This is a genomic window from Streptosporangium sp. NPDC048047 (assembly GCF_040653115.1).
In the GTDB taxonomy this organism is placed as follows: Bacteria; Actinomycetota; Actinomycetes; order Streptosporangiales; family Streptosporangiaceae; genus Streptosporangium.
Genome location: NZ_JBEZNH010000118.1, coordinates 1 through 5,038, shown reverse-complemented (window position 1 = coordinate 5,038; position 5,038 = coordinate 1). Strand labels below are relative to the sequence as shown.

Genomic DNA, 5,038 nt, shown 5'->3' with positions numbered 1-5,038 from the left:
AGGTCTCCTTCGGGAAGGCGGCAAAAGCCAGGAGTTCCTCGCGGGCGGCGTCCAGGTGCTCGGCGGTGGCCGGATACTTCGCTTCCAGGGCGTCGATGACCCAGGCGTGCTGGGTGCGGACCTGCTCGGCGGCGGGCTGGTCGAAGATGGTCCGCACCAGCGTCGCCACCCACGGCTGCGCCGACTTGGGAACCGTGGTCAGCAGGTTGCGCAGGTAGTGAAGCCGTTAAGAATCAACACGGTGAAATGGAGGCGAGGAGCGCGGCTGCGGTCCGGTGACGGGCCGGGGCGGGTGCGGGGTCGTAGCCTTCGTGTTCCAGGAGTGGGCGGGTCTGGATGAGAGCGTTGCCGATGGTGCGGGGGCTGACGTCGAACAGTTCGCTGAGGACTTGCCGTGTGCAGATTTTCCGCTGGTAGAGGATGGCGGCGAGGATCTGCTCGGCGTCGGTGATCTTTTGTTGGAAGATGCCGCCTCGGGCTCCGGGGAGTCGTTCACCGCCGCGTCGCTGATAGCGGAGGCGTTCGAGGCGGGCGGCGTGCAGTGGGGTGAGTCGCTCGATCATCTGGTGGAGTTCTTCGCGGCTCATCGCGGTCAGAGCGGGGTGCGAGAGCGTTTCGGAGATCCGGGGCCGCTGGGCGGGGACGTCGTCGTTGTCCAGGAAACCACGCAGCTGCGCGGCGGTGGTGAACCGCATGGTGGTGGCGCGGACCGTGACCTGGTGGTCGGTGAGCAGCTTGCGGGTCTCGGCGATCCAATAGCCGATCGTGAAGTCGCTGACCTCGAGCATGTCCGACAGGACCTTCTGGGAGCAGATCTGGCGGAGGTAGACGACGGTGATCAGCACCCGGTCCGCGTCGGAGAGCAGGCTGTGGGACCCGGCGCCCTTGGCGCGGCGGCGTTCGCCGCCGCGCTGGTGGAAGGTGCGCTGCTCGGCCCGCGCGGCCTGGGTGGGAGCGAGCCGGCGCGCCAGGTCGCCCAGCTGGGCTTCGGTCATGCCGGTCAGCCGGGAGTCGGCCAGGGCGCGTAGTGCGGCAGCGCGGATCCGCGTGCGGTCGGTGCTGGCGGTGGGTGGCCGCTCGGCGGTGACCAGGGCGGGGTGGATCGTGTAGTTCCAGGAGCTGCGGGTGGGATGGGCGTCGATTGGCAGCTCGGCGAACCGGGTCTTGCTCACCGTGACGCCCAGCGGATACGAGGCGGTGTCGAGTTCGGCTTCGACCCGCAGGCCGGTGCGCGTCCTCGTTGAGGCGATGGTGTTGACGACGACCTCGTGGCTGGCCAGCGGCCGTCCACGCCAGTTCATCGTGATATGGGAGAACAGCCGGTGCTCGATCTTGTTCCATTTCGAGGTGCCCGGCGGGAAATGACACACGGTGATCACCAGGCCGGTCTCCGCGGCCAGAGCGGCGAGCTCGGCCTTCCAGACCCGGAACCGATAGCCGTTGGAGCCTCCCGCGTCAGCGGTGATCAGCAGCCGGGAGGCGTCCGGATAGTCCAGATGGCCTCGGGCTTGCCACCAGCGGCGGATCGACGCGACCGCGAACGTTGAGGTGTCGTGGTCGATGCCGACGTTCACCCAGCCGGTGTTCGCGCCGATGTCGTAGATGCCATACGGGATGGCCTGCTCGACCTGCGGCCCGGTGAAGAAGAAGCTGTGGTCCTCGACCTGGACCGGGTCGCCTTTCGGCCTCCACTCGCGGCCTGGGTTGGGCAGCCGGCCCAGTTGCTCACGTTTCTTGGTATCGACGCTGATCACCGGCTCGCCCATGGCCCGGTGGTCCTTGACCTGGTCGTTGATATAACGAAACTGCGCATCCCGTTCGGGGTGCTGCCTGCCTTCCAACGTCTTGGCGTTGGCCTGCAAGGTGAACCCGTTCTCACGCAGCATCCGCCCGACCGTGGGCGGCGATACCTGGTGTCCCCGCCGGGTCAACTCCTGCGCCAGGCGCCTCAGCGACTTGGTCGTCCATCGCAGCGGCGACTCCGGGTCGCCCCGCTCGTCCGGCTCGACCAGCGCCAACAGCGCCGGCAGTATCCGAGGGTCCTGCTGCTCGATGCTCTTACGCCCACCGCCTTCACGACGCACCCGCCCGTCCGGCAGCACTTCCCCGCCGTCCTCGAGCTCGAACACGCCCTTGCGCACGGTGGACTCGCTGACCCCGGCGACCCGAGCGACCGCACGGACTCCGCCATGCCCCAGTAGCCGGGCCTCGGCCGCCATCAGCAACCGCTGCTGCCGCTCGTTCAAATGCGGCAGCACGACCTCGAACTTCAACGCCAGCTGATCGAGAGCATCGGGCAAGATCGACATAACATGACATCCAACCCGAAAGATCGAATCGCCATGTTATTTCTTCACGGTTCCAGTGGGTGCGGCAGCGCTGCCAGGACGCGCCCGGCACGGTCGCGCCGATCGCCTCAACCAAACCAGGATGGGCATCGGAGATCACCAGCTGCACCCCGCTCAGGCCGCGGGCGACCAGACCGCGCAGGAACGCCAGCCAGCCGGCGCCGTCCTCGGCCGCCGACACCTCCAAGCCGAGGATCTCCCGGCGGCCGTCGGCGTTGACCGCGGTGGCGACCAGGACGTGGACGTTGACCGTCCGCCCGCCCTCGCGGACCTTCTGCGTCAGCGCATCCAGCCAGACGAAGGCATACGGCCCGCCGTCCAGGGCCCGGGTCCGGAAGGCCTCCACCTGCCCATCGAGGACCTTGGCCATCTGACTGACCTGGCTCTTGGAGATCCCGGTGATGCCGAGCTGCTCCACCAGCTTGTCGATGCGGCGGGTGGAGACCCCGAGCAGGTAGCTGGTGGCCACCACGCTGATCAGCGCCTGCTCGGCCCGCCGCCGGCGCTGCAGCAGCCAGTCGGGAAAGTAGCTTCCCGAGCGCAGCTTGGGAATGGCGAGCTCAACGGTGTGGCTGTTGCGTTATTGCAGGCGGCTTGATTCAGAGGTGCTCGGCCGAGCGGATCGACATAGAGCGGGCCTGCCGGTTGTGGTTGTGTAACGGCGCTGGCAGGCCGGTGGGCTTGCGGACCTCCGCGGTTCAGGTGGTGAGAGCGATCGAACGTCGGGCCGGAGTCAGGCGGCAGAACTTGCCGATGTTGAGGACCAGTGCGGCAAAGGTGAGTTCGGCTTGGCAGGCGGCCAGGCCCCGCCGGGCGAAGCGCCGCAGGGCGGTGCGGTCCTTGAGATGACCGTTGACGGGTTCGACGGTGGCACCGCGCCGCTTATAGAGGGCAGCGCCTTCTTCAGTGGCCAAGCGATGGATCATGAGGGTGGCCGGATCGGCGTTCTGAGGCGGCCGGCCGTGGTCCTGGCCGGGCTGGGGCCGAGCCGCGTTCTTGCCGGGCGCGATGAGCCGGTCGGGGCCGGAGACGGTGAGGTTGTCCTGGGTCCAGTAGCCGGCATCGAACAGCAGGGTCCCGATCCAGTCGGCCAGGCAGGGGCAGCCGGTGTCGTCGCAGCCGCGGGGGCGGTTGCCGGACTCACACGCAGCTGAGGTGAGACAACATCGGTCCAGCTTCGGGCACTGGCCGAGGCATCGTGCTTGATGAACCAGCAGCGCCGCGGTGAGGGCTGCTTGGCTCATCGGCTGCAGTTGCCGCCGGTCGTTGATGTCTTGGACGAGTTGGGCGCTGAGGATCAGGCCGTCGTCGCTCACGGCGAGCTGGGCGTTGTAGCCCTGAATGACGCCTCCGTTGCTGTCGTGCATCAGGCGGCTGTCGGGGTCGGTGACGTTGCGGCGGACGGCCGGGCGATCGTCCTTGGTGATGCCACGGGGCCCGTGCCTGCCACCGCCCGGCACCGGTGACAGATCGGCCTGCTCGTGCTCGGCGGGCGGGCCGACCTTGCATGCCCGGGCGGCGGTCAGTTCCCGTTCTGCTCGGGCGACCCACCGCTTGGCGCGGGCCACCTGCTGGCCGCGGTTCTCATCGAAGCTGAACGGCCCGAGATTCGGCTTGGGCCCTTGGCCTGCTTCGAACCTTCGGATCCGCTCGCGCATCACTGCGATCTGGTTCCGTTTGGCCTCGACTTCCTCAGCCAGCCGGTCCTGGGCTGCCTGCAGCCGCGCTTCGGCGATCGCCACGGGATCGGCTCCCACCGGACGAGACCCCACGTCATTGCGGCCGGCCCGGGTCGCCTCCAGGAACGCGCGTTCCTTTGCGGCCGTGGCCTCGGCATCCAAGCCCCGCTCAGTCTCTTCTGCGATCACCTCGGCCAGGGCCCGTTTGATCCGCTCCTCCCGCTCACGCCGTCCCTGCAGCTGCCGGGGTGTCTCCTCAGCATGCTCGCCTGGCCCGAACGCGGTGTCCTCGGCCGCGTCCTGCTCCGCGGCTCGGGTGAGGATCTCATCCACTTGCTGCTGCAGCCATTGCCGTCGGCAGGTGGCTTTCTTCGCCGCATTCGCGGTGATCTTCGTGCCGTCCACGGCGATGGCGCCCAGCCGCCCCAGCCCAGCCTTCGCGCAGATCAGCAGCACCTGGGTGAACAGCTCCCGCACGAAGTCCTGGTGCCGCTGACGGAACCGCGCGATCACTGTGTGATCGGGCACCTGCAGCCCGCAGATCACCCGCATCGCGACATCCGTCCGGCAGAGCCGCTCGACCTGCCGTGACGACCGCACACCCGCCGAATACGCGTAGATCAACAGCGACAGCAGCATCCGAGGGTCATAAGCGCGGCGGCCGGGCCCGCTCTGGGCATAGCGCGCCTCCAACGCTGCGAGGTCCAGATGTTCGACCACCTCGAGCAGCACCCACACCACATGATCGTCGGGCAGCCATTCGCGCATATCCACCGGCAGCAGGAACTGCTGATCTCGATCAACCCGTCGGAAACCCCTCGCCATCCGCTCATCCAACGATCCCCCGGCCTGGTGAATCCGCTGCTCGAGACGATCGTGTTCAAAAAGCAACAGCCACGGTGCCCGCGCGGGTGTCCCACTCCCGGGATCGGTAACCGTTGCGCCGGTTGGTCCGCTCCTCGCTGCGCTCGCCGTAGCCGGCGCCGCACAGGCCGTCGGCCTCGGCCGACA

General features: G+C 68.1%; 2 protein-coding genes and 3 pseudogenes. All 5 read right to left on the bottom strand.

All coding sequences use genetic code 11. The features are described from left to right. Positions 1–226 (bottom strand): annotated as a pseudogene (locus tag AB0D67_RS38905) (transposase); the annotation flags it as partial. A gap of 7 nt (positions 227–233) precedes the next feature. Beyond that, positions 234–2,309 carry an ISAzo13 family transposase gene (locus AB0D67_RS38900; RefSeq protein WP_362947407.1) on the bottom strand — a complete coding sequence of 692 codons (2,076 nt, stop codon included), beginning with the start codon at positions 2,307–2,309 and terminating at the stop codon, positions 234–236. Between the two features lie 52 nt (positions 2,310–2,361). Next, positions 2,362–2,916: pseudogene (locus AB0D67_RS38895) on the bottom strand (transposase); the annotation flags it as partial. A 130-nt stretch (positions 2,917–3,046) separates the two neighbouring features. Then, on the bottom strand, positions 3,047–4,852 hold the full coding sequence (locus AB0D67_RS38890) for a transposase (RefSeq protein ID WP_362947405.1): 1,806 nt from the start codon (positions 4,850–4,852) through the stop codon (positions 3,047–3,049). Between the two features lie 61 nt (positions 4,853–4,913). Next, positions 4,914–5,038: pseudogene (locus AB0D67_RS38885) on the bottom strand (transposase); the annotation flags it as partial.

Coding starts and splice junctions, on each gene's coding strand:
- AB0D67_RS38890 (WP_362947405.1), bottom strand. CDS start 4,852: ATGGCGAGGGGTTTCCGACGGGTTGATCGAGATCAGCAGTTCCTGCTG.
- AB0D67_RS38900 (WP_362947407.1), bottom strand. CDS start 2,309: ATGTCGATCTTGCCCGATGCTCTCGATCAGCTGGCGTTGAAGTTCGAG.